This is a genomic window from Phytopseudomonas straminea (assembly GCF_900112645.1).
In the GTDB taxonomy this organism is placed as follows: domain Bacteria; phylum Pseudomonadota; class Gammaproteobacteria; order Pseudomonadales; family Pseudomonadaceae; genus Aquipseudomonas; species Aquipseudomonas straminea.
Window position 1 is genome coordinate 230,233 of record NZ_FOMO01000005.1, and the last position, 16,128, is coordinate 246,360.

At 66.3% G+C, this 16,128-nt stretch carries 14 protein-coding genes; 12 read left to right on the forward strand and 2 right to left on the reverse strand.

The window, feature by feature from the left end; genetic code table 11:
* Positions 1-36: 36 nt before the first annotated feature.
* From BM279_RS14170 to BM279_RS14225, 12 genes are read left to right on the forward strand one after another with little or no spacing between them, the layout of a single operon-like run.
* Complete coding sequence (locus tag BM279_RS14170; RefSeq protein ID WP_093505104.1) at positions 37-1,797, forward strand: IucA/IucC family protein; 1,761 nt, start codon at positions 37-39, stop codon at positions 1,795-1,797.
* Positions 1,790-2,989 carry a type III PLP-dependent enzyme gene (locus tag BM279_RS14175; protein WP_093504655.1) on the forward strand — a complete coding sequence of 400 codons (1,200 nt, stop codon included), beginning with the start codon at positions 1,790-1,792 and terminating at the stop codon, positions 2,987-2,989. The genes BM279_RS14170 and BM279_RS14175 overlap by 8 nt, the downstream gene beginning before the upstream one ends.
* Positions 2,989-4,416 (forward strand): DHA2 family efflux MFS transporter permease subunit, encoded by a 1,428-nt coding sequence (locus BM279_RS14180; RefSeq protein WP_093504657.1) that lies wholly within the window; start codon positions 2,989-2,991, stop codon positions 4,414-4,416. Before BM279_RS14175 ends, BM279_RS14180 begins: the two co-directional genes overlap by 1 nt.
* Positions 4,417-4,427: 11 nt before the next feature.
* Positions 4,428-6,293 carry an IucA/IucC family protein gene (locus BM279_RS14185; RefSeq protein WP_093504659.1) on the forward strand — a complete coding sequence of 622 codons (1,866 nt, stop codon included), beginning with the start codon at positions 4,428-4,430 and terminating at the stop codon, positions 6,291-6,293.
* Complete coding sequence (locus BM279_RS14190) at positions 6,287-7,060, forward strand: HpcH/HpaI aldolase family protein (protein ID WP_093504661.1); 774 nt, start codon at positions 6,287-6,289, stop codon at positions 7,058-7,060. The genes BM279_RS14185 and BM279_RS14190 overlap by 7 nt, the downstream gene beginning before the upstream one ends.
* A gap of 4 nt (positions 7,061-7,064) precedes the next feature.
* On the forward strand, positions 7,065-8,936 hold the full coding sequence (locus BM279_RS14195) for an IucA/IucC family protein (RefSeq protein ID WP_093504663.1): 1,872 nt from the start codon (positions 7,065-7,067) through the stop codon (positions 8,934-8,936).
* Positions 8,926-9,837 (forward strand): ABC transporter substrate-binding protein, encoded by a 912-nt coding sequence (locus BM279_RS14200; protein ID WP_093504665.1) that lies wholly within the window; start codon positions 8,926-8,928, stop codon positions 9,835-9,837. The genes BM279_RS14195 and BM279_RS14200 overlap by 11 nt, the downstream gene beginning before the upstream one ends.
* Positions 9,834-10,823, forward strand: coding sequence for a FecCD family ABC transporter permease (locus BM279_RS14205; protein ID WP_093504667.1), 990 nt, complete (start codon positions 9,834-9,836; stop codon positions 10,821-10,823). Before BM279_RS14200 ends, BM279_RS14205 begins: the two co-directional genes overlap by 4 nt.
* Positions 10,816-11,847: a FecCD family ABC transporter permease gene (locus BM279_RS14210; protein ID WP_093504669.1), complete on the forward strand. Its 1,032-nt coding sequence runs from the start codon at positions 10,816-10,818 to the stop codon at positions 11,845-11,847. The genes BM279_RS14205 and BM279_RS14210 overlap by 8 nt, the downstream gene beginning before the upstream one ends.
* A 10-nt stretch (positions 11,848-11,857) precedes the next feature.
* Complete coding sequence (locus BM279_RS14215; RefSeq protein ID WP_013791471.1) at positions 11,858-12,649, forward strand: ABC transporter ATP-binding protein; 792 nt, start codon at positions 11,858-11,860, stop codon at positions 12,647-12,649.
* Positions 12,646-13,416 (forward strand): IucA/IucC family C-terminal-domain containing protein, encoded by a 771-nt coding sequence (locus BM279_RS14220; RefSeq protein WP_093504671.1) that lies wholly within the window; start codon positions 12,646-12,648, stop codon positions 13,414-13,416. The genes BM279_RS14215 and BM279_RS14220 overlap by 4 nt, the downstream gene beginning before the upstream one ends.
* Positions 13,413-14,024, forward strand: coding sequence for an RraA family protein (locus BM279_RS14225; protein WP_093504674.1), 612 nt, complete (start codon positions 13,413-13,415; stop codon positions 14,022-14,024). Before BM279_RS14220 ends, BM279_RS14225 begins: the two co-directional genes overlap by 4 nt.
* 128 nt (positions 14,025-14,152) lie before the next feature.
* On the opposite strand, the gene BM279_RS14230 is transcribed toward BM279_RS14225, so the two are convergent.
* Both BM279_RS14230 and BM279_RS14235 read right to left on the reverse strand, forming a co-directional pair.
* Positions 14,153-15,361 (reverse strand): N-acetylmuramoyl-L-alanine amidase, encoded by a 1,209-nt coding sequence (locus BM279_RS14230; RefSeq protein WP_093504676.1) that lies wholly within the window; start codon positions 15,359-15,361, stop codon positions 14,153-14,155.
* 156 nt (positions 15,362-15,517) lie between these two features.
* Positions 15,518-16,081, reverse strand: a complete 564-nt coding sequence (locus BM279_RS14235) for a cytochrome b (RefSeq protein ID WP_093504678.1) — start codon at positions 16,079-16,081, stop codon at positions 15,518-15,520.
* Positions 16,082-16,128 lie beyond the last annotated feature (47 nt).

Here is a 16,128-nt window from a genome sequence, read left to right on the forward strand (position 1 = left end):
GCCAGCATCACCCGCATCGATTCGGTGCGCGGCAACATGGCCCGGGTAATCAGCGAAATGGCCGCCACCCATGCCTTGCTCAACTGCCTGATCAAAGAATTCGCGCTGCCGGAAAACCGCGCCCGTTATGCCTGGCCGGCCCATGTGCGCGGCATCGCGCCGGCCAATTACCTGCGCGCGATGCAGGGCAAGGGCCTGCCGCTGCTGATCGACCTGCCAGGTAATTGCCAGTTTCTGGTACTGGTGGATCGTCGCGACCCGCTCGGCAGCCAGCGTTATCTCAGCGATCTGTATAAGCGCGAGGGAGATGGCGACTGGCATTGCCCGCCGTTCGCCGAATTCGCCGCGCACCTGCTCGAGGCCTGCCAGCAACTGACCGGCTCGCGTAACGAGGAATTGCTCGAACAGGTGATGCAGAGCCAGGGCGTGACCGCCGCCATCGTCGATCACGCCTTTCAGAGCGAGGGCAACGACCCGCTGCGTGACTATCTGGCGAGCGAGCAGGGCCTGTGGTTCGGCCACCCCAACCACCCGGCGCCCAAGGCCCGATTGTGGCCAGAGCACCTGGGCCAACAAACCTACGCGCCGGAGTTCCGCGCACGGGTACCGCTGCATATGCTCGAGGTCCCGCGTGACGGCTTGCAGTTGCGCGGCAATGGCCTGAGCGACGAGCAGGTGCTGGCCGGTTTCGCCGACCAGCGCCTGGCCCGCAGCGGGCGGGCGGTGATCGGCCTGCACCCGGTACAGGCCGAGCTGTTCCTGGCCGATCCGCGGGTCAAGGCGCTGGTCGCCAGCGGCGAGATCGTCGACCTCGGTCAGAAAGGCCCACTGGCCAGCCCGACCGCGTCGATGCGCACCTGGTACGGCGAAGGCCGCGACTACTTCCTCAAGGGCTCACTCAACGTGCGCATCACCAATTGCGTGCGCAAGAACGCCTGGTACGAGCTGGACAGCGCGCTGTTCATCGACCGCCTGTTCAGCCGCCTGCAACGTGAGCATCAGGCGACCATCGGTGGCGCCACCCTGGTCAGCGAACCGGGAGCGTTGAGCTGGGCGCCGGCAGGCAGCAATGCCGAGGATACGCACTGGTTCCGCGAGCAGACCGGCGCCATCCTGCGCGAGAACTTCTGTCGCCACGCCGCGCCGCAATCCTGCCTGATGGCCGGCACGCTGTTTGCCCGCAACCTGCAGCTGCGCCCGCTGATCCAGGGCTTTGTGCAACAACCGGGGGCTCGCAAACCGAGCGACGATTACCTCTTGGACTGGTTCGAGGCCTACCAGGCGTTGTTGCTGCGCCCGGTGCTGGCGCTGTTCTTCAATCACGGCGTGGTGCTCGAACCGCACCTGCAGAACGCCGTGCTGGTGCACGACAACGGCTGGCCGGCGCAACTGCTGCTGCGCGACTTCGAAGGCGTGAAGCTCACCGACGACCTGGGTGTGAATCACCTGGAAGCAGGCATCGCCGAGCGCGTTCGCCAGTCGCTGACCTACACCCGCGAGCAGGGCTGGAAGCGCATCAGCTACTGCCTGTTCGTCAACAACCTGTCCGAGGCCATCCTGGCGCTGAGCTGGGAGCGGCCGCACCTGGCCGCTGCCATGTGGCAGCGGGTCGAACGGCAGCTGCAGGCGCTGCGCCGCGAGCTGGTGCGCCCGGCGCCGGAGCTGGACGCCTTGCTGGCCGGCGAGCCGATCGCCTGCAAGACCAATCTCAAGGTACGTCTGTCGGCCCAGGCCGACCGGCACGCCGGTTACGTCAGGCTGGCGTGCCCGTGGGCGGAGGAGGTGAGCCATGGATAAGCTGCCCGCCAGCGTACTGGCTGCCATCGAGCAGGCCCGCAGCCGCGCGGCCGATCCCCTGGCGGTGTTCGTCTACGACCTCGACGCCCTGGCGCAGCACGTGCGCGAGGTGATGGCCGCGCTGCCGGCCGGTGTCGAGCTGCTCTACGCGATCAAGGCCAACAGCGAAGCGCCTATCCTGCGCACTTTGGCGCCGTTGGTGGATGGCTTCGAGATCTCGTCCGGTGGCGAGATCGAACGGCTGCAGGCGGCGTCCAGCGACCGGCCCTTCGTGTTTTCCGGGCCGGGCAAGCTGGACTCCGACTTGCGCGCCGCGCTGAGCCAGGGCGTGGCGGCCATTCACGTCGAGAGCCTGGGCGAAATCGAGCGCCTGCAACGCATCGCCGTCGAGCTGGGTCGGGTGCAGGCGGTGTTCATCCGCATCAACCCGGAGTTGCCGGCCACGCTATCCAGTCGCCTGGCCATGGCCGGTACAGCGACGCCGTTCGGTCTGGACGAAGCCGAGGTGGCAGAGGCGGTCAAGCGGGTGGAGGCCAGCAGCCACCTGCGCCTGCAGGGTTTCCATGTGCATGCGATGTCCCACCAGCAGCAAGTCGAGCGCCATGAACAGCTGCTCGACCTTTACCTGGAACGCTGGGCGCAGTGGAAGGCCCTGGCCAATCGGCCCGAGACCGTGACCCACTTGAACGTCGGCGGCGGCATTGGCGTCGATTACCTGAGCGGCGAGCGTTTCGACTGGCCACGGCTGTGTCGCCATCTGGAGCGCCGGCTCGGTGCGTTGGCGGATGCGCCGGTGGTGCGTTTCGAGCCAGGGCGCTTCATCAGTGCGTACTGCGGCTATTACGCCATCGAGGTGCTGGACAGCAAATCCAGCCACGGCCAGCACTTCCTGGTCTGCCGCGGCGGTACCCACCAGTTCCGCCTGCCGGTCGCCCAGGGCCACGATCACCCGGTGATCCATCTGCCGGCGGCAGGGCGTGAACCGAGCGGCGTGTCGCGGCCCTTCAGTGTGGTCGGCCAGCTGTGTACGCCCAAGGACGTGCTCAGCCGTGGTCGCCAACTGGTCGATCCGGCCGTTGGCGACCTGCTGGTGCTGCCCATGGCCGGCGCGTACGGCTACAACATCTCCCACGCCGACTTCCTCTGCCATCCGCGCCCGGAGCAGGTGTTCGTCGGTCGAGGTGATGGCTGATGCTGGCGTCACGTCGCCTGGTGGTCGTGGCGGTGATTCTCGGCACCACCACCGTGAGCCTCAACAACACCTCGTTGAACCCGGCATTGCCGGCCTTCATCGAGGCGTTCGCGCTGGGCCCGGTGATGGCCACGTGGATCGTCGCGGCGTTCATGGTGAGCATGGGCATGACCATGCCGCTGACCAGTTACCTGGCCCAGCGTGCAGGCCGCAAGCCACTGTATCTCGCTGGCCTGGGGCTGTTCATCGGTGGCTCGTTGCTGGGCGCCATGGCCGGCTCCATCGCCTGGGTGATCGCTGCCCGGGTGGTGCAGGGCGTCGCCAGCGGGCTGATGATTCCGCTGTCGCTGGCGATCATCTTTTCGGTTTACCCGAAAGGTGAGCGCGGTGCGGTGACCGGCTTGTGGGGCGCCGCCGTGATGCTCGCCCCGGCGGTCGGGCCGTTGTGCGGCAGCCTGGTGCTGCAGTGGTACGACTGGCGCGCGCTGTTCCTGGTCAACGTGCCTATCGGCTTGTTGGCCCTGGGCCTGGGCGTCAACGTGCTGCCGAAAAGCGAGGCGGGCGCCGCCAAGGCGTTCGACCTGACCGGCTACCTGCTGGTCGCGATCGGTATCGGCGTGCTGATGATCAACGTGGGGCGGTTGCACGACCTGCAAGCGTTGCAGGATCCGTTCAACCTGCTCGGCCTGCTGCTGGCGGCGTTCTGCCTGGTGGCGTTCGTGCGGCACCAGTTGCGCCACCCGACGCCCTTGCTGGAGCTGCGCATCTTCGCGCTGAAGGGCTACCGGTCCAGCGTGGTGATCGCCGTGGTGCAGTCCATCGGCATGTTCGAGTGCCTGGTGCTGGTGCCGCTGCTGGTGCAGATGGTGATGGGACACAGCGCCATCTGGACCGGTATCGCGCTGCTCTGTACCGCCTTGTCGGCCAGCCTGTTCGGCCACTTCGGCGGCCAGTTGCTGGATCGCCACGGGCCGCGCGGCATCGTCTCTACCGGTTTGCTGTTGACCGGCCTGGCGACCTTCGCTCTGGGCACCATCGATCACGATGTCGGCATGCTCGCCATCTGCCTGCTGATGGTGGTGCGCGGCGCCGGCCTGGGGCTTTCGTACATGCCGGTGACCACCGCCGGGCTGGACGTGCTGCCCGAGGCGCTGATCACCCAGGGCGCGGCGATGAACAACATCTCCCGGCGCCTGCTGTCGTCCCTGGCCATCGTGCTGGCGTCGCTGTGGCTGCAGGTTCGCCTGGGCGATGACTGGGGGGCAGCCCATGCTGGCGCGGCCCACGCCGGTACCGCCAGCGCCGTCGGCGAAGTGTTTATCGCCACCGCCGTGCTGATCCTTCTCGCCCTGCCGTTCGCCTGGCGTTTTCCTCTTTCCAGTGACGGCGCCGAGCCCGGCTCGGCGCTGTCCGAACACCGTTCATGAGGTGTCTATCAATGTCTTCGTTTTCTCCCCTTCGTATGCCCGAACTGATCGCCCATGCCCACGCATGGCTGACCCCGGCCAACCCGCAACGCTACCGCCAGGTGTCGCAACGGGTGGTCGGGCAACTGTTGCAAACCCTGCTTTACGAGGACGTGCTGAGCTATCGCCAGGAGCCCCTGGGCGATGGTCGCCAACGCTTTATCGTCGCCGGCACTAACGAGCAGGGCGCAGCGGTCGAGTACCGCTGCGATGGCTTGCTCAGCGACAGCTTCGCCATCATCCGCCTCGACTCGGCCAGCCTGCAGCGTATCGACGCCCAGGGCCAGGCCACTCAGCCGGATCTGCACCAGGCCATCGCCGAGCTGCTCGGCGACCTGGCCGACGGCCCGCACATGCCGCGCTTCATCCAGGAACTTGAGCAGACGCTGCTCAAGGATCTGCAGTCGCGCAGCCAGGACTACCGGCCCGCTGCAGCGCCACACACCCTGGATGCCGACAGCCTGGAGCGGCACTTCATGGATGCCCACAGCTACCACCCGTGCTACAAGTCGCGAATCGGCTTTTCCCTGGACGACAACCGTCGTTATGGCCCGGAGTTCGGCCAGCCGCTGGCGGTGGTCTGGCTGGGCATCGCCCGCAGGCTGGGTTCGGTGAACCAGTCGCAAGGCATCGACCTGCAGCGCTTTCTCGAGGATGAATTCGGCGCCGGGCGCTGGGCCGAGATCGACCGTGCGCTGGCCGAGCAGGGCCGCGCGCTCGCCGACTACTGGCCGATTCCCGTGCACCCCTGGCAGTGGGAGCAGGTCATCGTGCCGAACTTCCAGGCCGAGCTGGCCCGCTGCGAGCTCCTGTACCTGGGCACGTCCGGCCCGGATTATCGCCCCCAGCAGTCGATCCGCACCCTGGCCAACGTCGAGCAGCCCGACCGGCCGTACGTGAAGCTCGCCCTGAGCATGACCAACACCTCAAGCACGCGCATCCTGGCGCGGCACACGGTGCTCAACGGGCCGATCATCAATGACTGGCTGCAACGACTGATCGCCAGTGACGCCACCGCCCAGAAGCTCGGTTTCGTGGTTCTCGGCGAAGTGGCTGGGGTCAGTTTCGACTACGCCCAGTTGCCCGCCATCCGTCAGAGCCAGGCCTACGGCACCCTCGGCGCGATCTGGCGGGAAAACCTCAGCCGCTACCTGAAGCCGGGCGAGCAGGGCGTGCCGTTCAACGGCCTCAGTCATGTCGAGAACCGCTATGGCGAGGGCGAGCAGCGCCCGTTCATCGATGCCTGGATCGCCGGATACGGCCTGCACGCCTGGGTGCGGCAGCTGCTGCGCGTCAGCGTGGCGCCCATCGTGCACATGCTGTATGCCGAGGGCATCGGCATGGAATCCCACGGCCAGAACATCGTGCTGATCCACCGTGACGGCTGGCCCGAGCGTATCGCGCTGAAGGACTTCCACGACGGCGTGCGGTACTCGCCGGCGCACCTGGCTCGCCCTGAACTGGCGCCAGAGCTGGTGCCGCTGCCAGCGAGCCACGCCAAGCTGAACCGCAACTCGTTCATCCTCACCGATGACCTGAACGCGGTGCGCGACTTCTCCTGCGACGCCTTCTTCTTCATCTGCCTGGCCGAGATGGCGATCTTCCTGCGACAGCACTATGGCCTGGACGAAGGCGAGTTCTGGCGGATGACCGCAGACGTGGTGCTCGACTATCAGCGCGAGCACCCACAGCACGCCGCGCGCTTTGCAGCCTTCGACGTGTTCGCCGCCGAATACGAGGTGGAGGAACTGACCAAGCGCCGGCTGCTGGGCGACGGCGAGCGGCGCTTCAAGCACGTACCCAATCCCATGCACCGCCACGGACCACGTCCATGCTGAGAACCAACCGACTCAAACAGCAACTGGCTGCCGGCGAGGCGGTGCGCGGGTTGATCGCCTCGATTCCATCGGCGGCGTCCATCGAGCTGATCGCCGAAGCCGGCTACGACTTCGTGATCATCGACATGGAGCACGTGCTGATCAACCCGGAAACCGTCGAGCACATGATCCGCACGGCCGAGAGCTATGCGCTCACGCCCCTGGTGCGGGTACCGGACTTTGCGCCCAAGCGCATGCTGCGCCTGCTCGATGGCGGCGCCCAGGGTATCGTCCTGCCGCAGGTCGAGCGCCCCGAGGAGCTGAGTGCGGCGATCCGTGCCTGCAAGTATCACCCGCTGGGTGAGCGCAGCCTGAATGCCGGTCGCCCCGGCGCCTTCGGCAAGGCCAGCCTGGCCGAGTACGTCACCCTGGCCAACGCGCAGATCATGGTCGTGGCCATGGTCGAAAGCGTCGAGGGCGTGCGCCGTGCCGCCGAGCTGGCCGCCGTGCCGGGGCTGGACATGATCCTCGAAGGCGCTGCCGACCTGTCCCAGTCGTTCGGCAAGCCCTGGCGGATCGATGGGCCTGTGGTGCAGCAAGCGCTGCTCGACACCTGGCGCGCCGCCCAGGCAGCCGGCATCCCGTACTGCGCCATTCCACGCCAGCCCGACGACCACTTGCGGTGGCTCGAACGCGGCGTCAACACTTTCGTGCTGGGTGACGAACGCGGCATCGCGTTTCGCGCCCTCCAGGCCAAGCTGGCCGCCACCTCGACGCGAGGAAACTGATTCCATGACTCATACCAACCACTCGATTGCCGCTGACCTGGTGATGCAGGACCTGGTCGACTGCCTGCTGGCCGAAGATTTCTTCGGCGCCCTCGATGCCCATCTGGTCGAGCCCACCGCCTGGCGCGCCGCCCATCCGGATGCAGCGTTCGCCGATCTGCAGGCGCCGCACAAAATCTGGCATTGGCATTACGACGCCGCCGAACAGCGCGGCCTGGCGGTCGCCCTGCGCGCCGGCATCACCCAGGCTTGGGAAAAGGTGCCCGGCACGCCGGTGCTGGACGTGCAGGGGCAGAGCACCCGGCCACTCACCCCGGATGCCTTCATGGCCCTGGCCCTGAAAGGCGTGAAAGCCGATGCGGTCGACAACGACAAGGGCATCGAGCTGTTCATGGACGTGCTGCGCACCAGCGTCGGGCAGACCGCGCTGTCCCTCGACCACCAGGTGCCGACCGAAGGCCTGCTGGAAAAGGACGGCGCCGCGTTTTTCCTGGCCATGGAGCAGTGGGGCTCGCTGCGCGACCGGCCGTTCCATCCCCTGGCCAAGGCCAAGCAGGGCCTGGATGACGAGCAGTACCGCCAGTACCAGGCCGAGTTCGACCAGCCCCTGGCCCTCAACTGGGTCGCAGTGGCCAAAAGCTGCCTGACCTTCGGTGCCGGTATCGAGGCCCTGGCGCGCTGCCAGCCGGCCCAGTTCATTCTCAAGCCTGAGCAGCAGGCGAAGCTCGACGCCGAGCTGCGCACCCTAGGCATTGCCGATAGCCACGTCGCCCTGCCGGTGCACCCCTGGCAACTTGAGCAGGTGCTGCCTGCGCAGCTCGGCGCGGCTTTCGAGCGGGGCGAGTGCCGGCGCCTGAGCTTCCAGGAAGGCCGCTTCAATCCCACCTCGTCGCTGCGTTCGCTGGCCTGCGCCGCGGCGCCGGCCGATCACATCAAGCTGCCGATGGCGGTGTATTCCCTCGGCGCCTCCCGCTACCTGCCGGCGGTGAAGATGATCAACGGCGGGCTGAGCGAGGCGCTGTTGCGCCAGGGCCGCGAGCGCGACGAGGTGCTGCGCGAGGCGCTGCACATCTGCGACGAGAGCAAATGGTGGGGCTACATGCCCGACGGCGGCACCTTGTTCGACGAGGCGCCGCGGCATCTCTCGGCCATGGTCCGTGGCTACCCGCCAGCGCTGCTCGCAGACCCTGCCAAGCGCCTGCTGCCCATGGCCGCGCTGGGGACGCCATTGCCCGACAGCGACCGGCATTTCTTCGACGACTGCATTCGCCAGCGCGGCCTGCCCGTCGGCCCGGCGTCGGTGCTGCAACTGTTCGGCGAGCTGTGCACCTTGTTCTTCGACGTCAACCTGCGCATGTTCCGCCTCGGCATGCTCGGCGAAGTGCACGGCCAGAACGCCGTGCTGGTGTACGACGCCGGCACGGTCAGCGGGCTGCTGTTGCGTGATCACGACTCGCTGCGCCTGTACGTGCCCTGGCTGGAGCGCAACGGCATGCTCGATCCGCAGTACCGAATCAAGAAAGGTCATGCCCAGACGCTGTACCATGAGCGCCCCGAAGACTTGCTGTTCTGGCTGCAGACCCTGGGCATCCAGGTCAACCTGCGCGGTATCATCGATACCCTGGTGCGCGTTTACGACGTACCGGCCGTGCAGGCCTGGCGGGTGTTGCGTGATGCCCTGAGCGAGCGGATCGCCGCTGTGCCGTTCGACGACGACGCGCGCGCCGTGCTGCGTGCCCAGTTGTTCGAGTCCGACACCTGGCCGCAGAAACTCCTGCTGCGCCCGATGATCGAACGGGCCGGTGGGCCGGGCAGCATGCCGTTCGGCAAGGGGTTAGTCGTCAATCCATTACAAAGGATCGAGTTTGCAACCTAGTGGATCGTTGTCCAGGCGCACGTTGATGCGCCTTTCCCTGGGCGTTATCGCTGCCGGTGCAATGCCCCTGGCGAAAGCCGGGCATGCACCGCAACGCGTCATCACCTTGTTTCAAGGCGCCACCGACACTGCGGTGGCGCTTGGCATTCGGCCAGCCGGCGTGGTCGATTCGTGGAGCGAGAAGCCCATGTATCGCTACCTGCGCCCGGCGCTGGCAGGCGTGCCCCACATCGGCCTGGAAACCCAGCCGAGCCTGGAGGACATCGCCTTGCTCACCCCGGACCTGATCGTCGCCTCGCGCTTTCGCCACGAGCGGATCAAGGGGCTGCTCGAACAGCTGTGCCCGGTGGTGATGCTCGATGAAGTATTCGAATTCCGCCACACCCTGCGCGTGATGGGCGCCGCCACGGCGCGCGACGTCGAGGCGCAGGCTTTGCAAGTACGCTGGGATGCACGCATCAGCGCGATGCGCACGCGCCTGGCCGCGAAGTTCGGCGCGCGCTGGCCGCTCAGCGTATCGGTGCTGGACGTCCGTGAAGACCACGTGCGCAGCTACCTGCCCGACAGCTTCGCCGGCAGCGTGCTGGCCGAACTGGGCTTCGTGTGGAACCGCCAGAGCCGCGATGCCACCGGTGTTTCCATCAAGCTGCGCAGCCGCGAAAGCCTGCCAGTGGCCGACGCCGACCTGTTCTTCGTGTTCGGCCGTGCCGACAGCCCGGCGGTGCAGCGCCATTACCAGGCGATTACCCATCATCCGCTGTGGCAGCGCATGAGCGCGCCCAAAGCCGGGCAGGTGTGGTGGGTGGATGGTGTGGCCTGGATATTTTCCGGCGGCATCCTCGGCGCCAATCGCGTTCTCGACGATATCGAACGCACCCTGCTGCAGGGCGCTGCGGCATGACGGCGTGGAGCAAACTGATCATCGTTTCGCTCGTGCTGCTGGCTTGCTGCGTGCTGAGCTTGTCCACCGGCCCCCGCTGGATCGCCCCGCACACGGTGTTCAACGCCTTGCTGCATGCCGATCCGCTGAACGTCGATCACCTGTTGGTCAATACCACCCGGCTGTCGCGTACCCTGATGGCGGTGGTGGTCGGCGCCAGCCTGGCGGTGGCCGGGGCGCTGATGCAGGCCATGACCCGCAACCCGCTGGCCTCGCCAGGGTTGTTCGGCATCAACGCCGGGGCGACCTTCGCGCTGATCGTCAGCCTGTCGCTGTTCTCCCTGAATGCGCCTGAGCAATGGTTGTGGAGCGCCTTCTGCGGTGCCGCCGTGGCCGGTGCGCTGGTCTGGACGGTGGGTAACAGCGGGCAGGGCGCGCTCAACCCGTTGCGCATGGTGCTTGCCGGGGCGGCGATCACAGCGCTGTTCACGGCGTTCAGCCAGGCGCTGCTGGTGATCGACCAACAAGGTTTGGATACCGTGTTGTTCTGGCTGGCCGGTTCGCTCAGCGAGCGCAGCCTGGCCACCGCCGTGCCGCTGCTGATCTGTGCACTGGTGGCGCTGCTGGTGGCCTGCCTGCTCGGCGCTCAGGTCAACGTGCTTAATGCCGGCGTGCAGATCGCCATCGGCCTGGGCCAGCGTACCGGTCTGATCCGCCTGCAACTCGGCGTGCTGGTGGTGATGCTGGCCGGCAGCGCGGTGGCCCTGGCGGGCAGCATCGGTTTCATCGGTCTGATCGTGCCGCACATGGTGCGTCGTCTGGTCGGCATCGACCACCGGGTGATGTTGCCTGGCTGCGCGCTGCTCGGCGCCACGCTGCTGCTGGTCGCCGACATGCTCGCCCGGGTGGTGATCCTGCCCCAGGAAGTGCCGGTCGGCGTGATGACCGCGCTGTTCGGCGCGCCGTTTTTCATTGCCCTAGCGCGCCGTGGAGGTCGCAATGCCTAGACCTCGCATCCTGCGCTGGGGCGGGTTCTCTCGGCGTATCGAAGGCAGCGGCGCACTGCGCCTGCTGCTGGCCGTGCTGTTCAGCCTTTTCGTGCTGGTTCTCGGCCTGTGTCTGGGCAAAGTTATGCTCTCGCCGCAGCGAGTCGCTGCCGTGCTGATGGGCGAGGGCGGGGCCGGGCTGAACTTCATCGTCGAGCAATTGCGCCTGCCGCGCCTGCTGCTCGGCGGGCTGATCGGTGGCGCCCTGGCGGTGTCCGGGTTGATCCTGCAGGCCATCGTGCGCAACCCCCTGGCCTCACCGGATCTGCTCGGCCTGTCCAGCGGCGCCAGTGCGGCGGCGGTGCTGTACCTGTCGGCCTTCGCGGCGACCTGGGGCATGGGCGGCTTGCCGCTGGCGGCGATGCTCGGTGCCGGCAGTGCCGCGCTGGCGGTCTACGGCCTGGCCTGGAAGCAAGGCACGTCACCGCTGCGGCTGGTGCTGATCGGCGTCGGTGTATCGGCCATGCTGGCTGCGGCCACGACTTTCATGCTGGTGTTCAGCCCGCTGAGCACCACCTTGTCGGCCTATGTGTGGCTGACTGGCAGCGTGTACGGCGCGGGCTGGCGAGAGGTCAAGGCGCTGGCGAGCGTGCTGCTGTGTCTGCTGCCGGTCCTGGCGCTGCTATCGCGCCACGTGGTGGTGCAGCAACTGGACGAGGGCCTGGCCCGCGGCATCGGCGTGCGCGTGCAGTGGCTGCGCGCCGCGCTGCTGGCGGTCAGCGTGGCCCTGGCCGGCTCGGCGATCGCCTGGGGCGGCGCCATGGCCTTCGTCGGCTTGATCGCCCCGCATATCGCTCGCCAGCTGATCCCCATCGGTTTCGCCGCCCAGGCCTGCATGGCAGCGCTGGTCGGTGCCAACCTGGTAATGCTCGCCGACCTCGCCGGGCGCACCCTGTTCCTGCCGCTGGACCTGCCCGCCGGCATCTTCGTCGCCGTGTTCGGCACCCCGTATTTTCTGTACCTGCTGATCAAGCAGCGGCAGTGAGGACCCTGACATGACCGCCATCGCCAGCCGTAACCTGACCCTGGCCTACCAGCGCCAGCCGATCATCGACAACCTCGACCTGGCGTTGCCGCGCGGCCAGGTGACGGTGCTGATCGGCAGCAACGGCTGTGGCAAGAGCACGCTACTGAAATCCTTCGCGCGACTGCTCAAGCCGCAGGCCGGCACGGTGATTCTCAACGGTGCCGACATCCAGCGCAAACCGACCGCCGCCGTGGCGCGGGAGCTGGCGATCCTGCCGCAGATGCCGGTGGCGCCCGAGGGCATCAGCGTGCGTCAGTTGGTCGCCCTGGGGCGCTACCCGTACCAGAGCTGGATGCAGCAGTGGTCGGCCGAGGACGAAGCCGTGGTGGCCCGCGCACTGACCCGCACCGGCCTCGATGAGCTGGCCGAGCGGCCGGTCGATGCGCTGTCCGGCGGTCAGCGGCAGCGCGCCTGGATCGCCATGACCCTGGCCCAGGAAACCGAGCTGGTGCTGCTCGACGAGCCGACCACCTTTCTCGACCTGGCCCATCAGATCGAGGTGCTTGATCTGCTGCGCGAGCTCAATCGTCAGGAGGGCAAGACCATCGTCATGGTGCTGCACGACCTCAATCTGGCCTGTCGCTACGCCGACCACATGGTCGCCGTGCACCAGCGCACCGCCTACGCCCAGGGCAAGCCGGCGGACATCCTCAGCGAAGAACTGGTCAAGACGGTGTTCGACCTGGATTGCCGGATCATCCCCGACCCGTTCTTCCACACGCCGCTGTGCATTCCCTTCGGTCGGGACATTCCACGATGAGCTTCAGCGACGCCGAGTGGGCCAGCCTGTGCGGCGCGCTGCGCCTGCGCCGTGAAAGCGAGCGCGACCTCGCGCGCAGCCTGCCGGCCAGGGAATTGCTCGACGAAGCCACCTGCACGGCGCTGTTGGACAGGCTCGGCCCGGTGATTCTCTCGCCGTCGCGGCGCATCACCGCCTCGCTGCTGGGCAAGCGCCAGTCGTTCCTGCTTACCGGTGCCTGCCTGTACGCCATGTCCGCCTACGACAAGGGGCTGGAGCTGTCGCTGGACAACACCTTCATTGAGTACGGCCACGACGACGGCCTGTGGACCTCGTCGCTGCCGCTGCGCAGCCTGGCCGTCTCGCGGCCCGAACCTAGCGCGCGCGATGCCTGGCGCGAGGCGGTGGCCGGCCAGCTGTTCGCCGGCTTGCTCCAGCCGTTATGGGAGAGTTTTTACCGGCTCACCGGCGTGTCGCGGCGCATCCTCTGGGAGAACACCGCAGTGCGCGTCTACTCGCTGTACGAGCGACGCCTGGCCAAGCTCGAATGCGCCGCGACGCGACAGCGCTGCGCCGAAGACTTTCGCTGGCTGACCGAGCAGGCTCCCGGCAGCCTGTTCGGCCTCGATTACAACCCGCTGCAGCATTTCAACCGACCGCTGACCCTGCTCGATGACGGCGCGCGCGCCGTACGGTTCCGCCGCACCTGCTGCTTCTACTACCAGGCCAGCGACCCGGTGGAATATTGCTCCACCTGCCCACTGATCCGACCCAAGGCCCCGCGATGACTACCGAATCCGTTCCCGCTGCATTGATCGACGCCTATCGCGGCATCGCCGCGTCGACCATCGGCCACGTGCTGCAGGAAGGACACATCCACGGCCTGCCGCCGCTGGTGGCCGATGTGCACATCGTCGGCCGCGTTACCACCGCGCAGATCCACGCGCCGGATGGCAGCGTGCTACGCGATGCGCTGATCGCCAGCCAACCGGGCAACGTGCTGGTGGTCGCCAACAGCGGCGAGGCGAACTGCGCCTGCTGGGGCGAGCTGCGCACCCTCGCGGCGCGCATCAAGGGCCTGGCCGGGGTGGTGATCGACGGCCCGGTGACCGACGTGCGCGTGCTGCGAACGCTCGGCCTGCCGATCTTCTGCAGCGGCGTCAGCGCCTATACCACGCGCCCGCTTGGCGAGCAGGGCACGGTTAACGTTCCGGTGACGATACGCGGCGTGCGGGTGCAGCCTGGTGATCTGCTGGTGGGCGATGACGATGGGATTTATGTGCTGTCACCTGAGCAGGCGGGTGAGTTGCTGGAGCGTCTGCAGAACAAGGAGGCGGCCGATGCGGCACGACGTGTTGAGTTGCAGGCGCGGTTGGGCCAGTTGGTGGGCAGCTAGCGCCCACCCGAACCGATCAATGAGACCGCGCGGCGGTCCTGATGAAAGATTACGAATGTGGGAGCGCGCCATGCGCGCGAAAAAATCGTGGGCATGGCTCGCTCCCACACTATTGAATTGCTGGTTCCTCAGCTAATCGCTTCAGCCCTGCGACTCGCCAGATAACTACCCGGCGGCGGGCTCGCCACGAAGTGCGTCTGCAACCCATCGAAAATCGCCTGAGCCACGCGTTTTTGGTGCAGCGGGTCGCACAGCTTGCGGCAGTCGCCGGAGTTCGAGATAAAGCCGGTCTCCACCAGAATCGACGGGATATCCGGAGACTTGAGCACCGCAAAGCCCGCCTGCTCGACGCGCTTCTGATGCACACCAGCCACCTTGCCGACGTTGTCGAGCACCGTCTTGCCCAGCCCCAGGCTGGTTGTGATGGTGGAATTCAGCGACATGTCCAGCAGCACGCCAGCGAGCATCGGGTCCTTGTTCTTGAGCGACAGCAATTCACGGGCGCCGAGGATATCGGCGCTGTTTTCCCGCTCCGCCATCCAGCGGGCGGTGGTCGAGGTGGCGCCGCTTTCCGAGAGGGCGAACACCGAAGCGCCCGAGGCGTTGCTCCGCGGCGCGGCGTCGGCATGCACAGAGATGAACAGGTCGGCGTTGTAGCGGCGGGCGACTTCCACGCGTTTGCGCAGCGGTATGAAAACGTCCTGATTGCGTACCAGCTGCGCCTTGAAGCCACGCTGGCGATTGAGCTTGTCGGCCAGCAGTCGGGCGATGGCCAGGGCCACGATCTTCTCCTGCTCGCCGTTGCCACCCACCGCCCCCGGGTCCTTGCCGCCGTGCCCGGCATCGATCACCACGACCACATCACGCTGCCCGGCTGTCTTGTTGCTAGCGGCAGCAACGGCCGCTGCTGGCGGCGCCTTGGCAATCGGCGCCACCATTGCCGCACTGTGCAGGTCGACCACCAGGCGATGGCCCTCACTGCCGGAGGGGCCAAGCAGGAAGCTTTCCACCCGAGCCGGCTGCTTCAGGTCGAGCACGATACGTGTACCGCCAGCCTGAGGGCCGCTGCGTACGGCGCCGAGCAGGCGGTTGCCAGCCGGAATTTCATTGAGGCCGGCAAAGGCGCTGGTGCCTGCCAAGTCGACGACCAGTCGATCAGGCGCTTTCAACGTGAAAATCTGATATTTCGCCGGGCCGCTCAGCTCGAACACCAGCCTAAGCTTGTCGCCGTCATCCCAGGCGCGGGCATGCACGATTTTCTGGGTGGCGGAAGCGTCGAAGGCCCAGGGCAGGGCGATACCTGCAAGGGCCAGGTGCAGGAGGTGACGTCTGTGCATGGTGCTACGCTACCGAAGCGATAGATATTGGACGTTATATTATTTCATAATATGTCGTAATGTAAGTGCCCCTATATCCGCTGGCGATCGTGCAAAATTTGCTCATGCACAAGCACGAACGCCACCCGAAGGTGGCGTTTTTCATTGGAGAGCGCGTCACAACATGCGTTTCAGCACATCGTTGCGCTTGTCCTTGTCGAAGAAACGGTGCTTCAGCGAGCCGATCACGTGCAACACGATCAAGCCAAGCAGGGTATAGGCCAGCGTTTTGTGCAGCCACTGGAAGACCACGAACCAGTCATCGTTCTTGGCCAGCAGCTCCGGCAGGTTGACGCCGAAGAAGTACACGCCGTCGCTCATGGTGTAGGTGCTCGACATCGAATAGCCCATCAGCGGCACCAGCACCAAAAGCACGTACATGGAACGTTGCACCAACTGAGCAAGAAAACGTTCGTGTCTGGCTAAGGTAAGCGGTGGCTTTGGCAGCACCGGGGTCTTCAGGCGAATGATGATCTGGATCACCACCACCAGAAAGGCCAGCACGCCGAAGGATTTGTGCCAGGGGTAATAGAGCACGAATTTGCTCTCGACATCGTCGCTCATCCCGGTCATGTGCCAGCCGGCCCACAACAGGCCTAGGATCAGCACTGCACGTACCCAGTGCAGCACCAGCAAGGATCTTGGGTAATGGTCGACTGGTTCTTTTCTTATCGTATTCATCGCAGTCTCTTTTTAATGATCATCAAGGCCTGGGAATTACGGGCGGC

Bases quoted from the DNA above. Each gene is read 5' to 3' on its own strand.
- BM279_RS14170 (WP_093505104.1), top strand. From the start codon at position 37: ATGGCCCGGGTAATCAGCGAAATGGCCGCCACCCATGCCTTGCTCAAC.
- BM279_RS14175 (WP_093504655.1), top strand. From the start codon at position 1,790: ATGGATAAGCTGCCCGCCAGCGTACTGGCTGCCATCGAGCAGGCCCGC.
- BM279_RS14180 (WP_093504657.1), top strand. From the start codon at position 2,989: ATGCTGGCGTCACGTCGCCTGGTGGTCGTGGCGGTGATTCTCGGCACC.
- BM279_RS14185 (WP_093504659.1), top strand. From the start codon at position 4,428: ATGTCTTCGTTTTCTCCCCTTCGTATGCCCGAACTGATCGCCCATGCC.
- BM279_RS14190 (WP_093504661.1), top strand. From the start codon at position 6,287: ATGCTGAGAACCAACCGACTCAAACAGCAACTGGCTGCCGGCGAGGCG.
- BM279_RS14195 (WP_093504663.1), top strand. From the start codon at position 7,065: ATGACTCATACCAACCACTCGATTGCCGCTGACCTGGTGATGCAGGAC.
- BM279_RS14205 (WP_093504667.1), top strand. From the start codon at position 9,834: ATGACGGCGTGGAGCAAACTGATCATCGTTTCGCTCGTGCTGCTGGCT.
- BM279_RS14210 (WP_093504669.1), top strand. From the start codon at position 10,816: ATGCCTAGACCTCGCATCCTGCGCTGGGGCGGGTTCTCTCGGCGTATC.
- BM279_RS14215 (WP_013791471.1), top strand. From the start codon at position 11,858: ATGACCGCCATCGCCAGCCGTAACCTGACCCTGGCCTACCAGCGCCAG.
- BM279_RS14220 (WP_093504671.1), top strand. From the start codon at position 12,646: ATGAGCTTCAGCGACGCCGAGTGGGCCAGCCTGTGCGGCGCGCTGCGC.
- BM279_RS14225 (WP_093504674.1), top strand. From the start codon at position 13,413: ATGACTACCGAATCCGTTCCCGCTGCATTGATCGACGCCTATCGCGGC.
- BM279_RS14230 (WP_093504676.1), bottom strand. From the start codon at position 15,361: ATGCACAGACGTCACCTCCTGCACCTGGCCCTTGCAGGTATCGCCCTG.
- BM279_RS14235 (WP_093504678.1), bottom strand. From the start codon at position 16,081: ATGAATACGATAAGAAAAGAACCAGTCGACCATTACCCAAGATCCTTG.